Source organism: Paraburkholderia sp. RL17-373-BIF-A, from assembly GCF_046030175.1.
Lineage (GTDB): Bacteria > Pseudomonadota > Gammaproteobacteria > Burkholderiales > Burkholderiaceae > Paraburkholderia.
On the sequence record NZ_JARESO010000485.1, the window covers coordinates 1 to 330 of the forward strand.

1 protein-coding gene is annotated in these 330 nt (G+C 55.5%); it reads right to left on the reverse strand.

All coding sequences use genetic code 11. The annotated features are described in order from the left end of the window. Positions 1 to 150: 150 nt before the first annotated feature. Positions 151 to 330: hypothetical protein (locus P0D80_RS51485; protein ID WP_408296731.1), on the reverse strand; the 180-nt coding region annotated here is incomplete at its 5' end.

Sequence of the window (330 nt, forward strand, 5' to 3'; positions counted from 1 at the left end):
GGGCCGTGCAGTCAACTTGACAAAGCCGTGGTGAGCTTTTGCGGGGGCTGCCGGTGAGTATTTACGGGAGGATTTCACACATGTCTTCCCCCTTTGCCGGCGCGCAGGGTACGTTACAGCTGCTAACGGAGACTGATCCGGTTTCGGAGATTATCCGTCGCAATACTTCAAGGAAGCAGAAACGGCAGATACCGCCTTTCCCACATCAGAAGTGTCAGAAATGTGATCGCCAATGTCGCGCAGGGCGGCCACGATGCTATTGTAGACTAGAGCCTGTTCTGTCAGGCCATGCTCTGCGTGGTTTCGCGTGGCCGACTTAAGAATGACGCG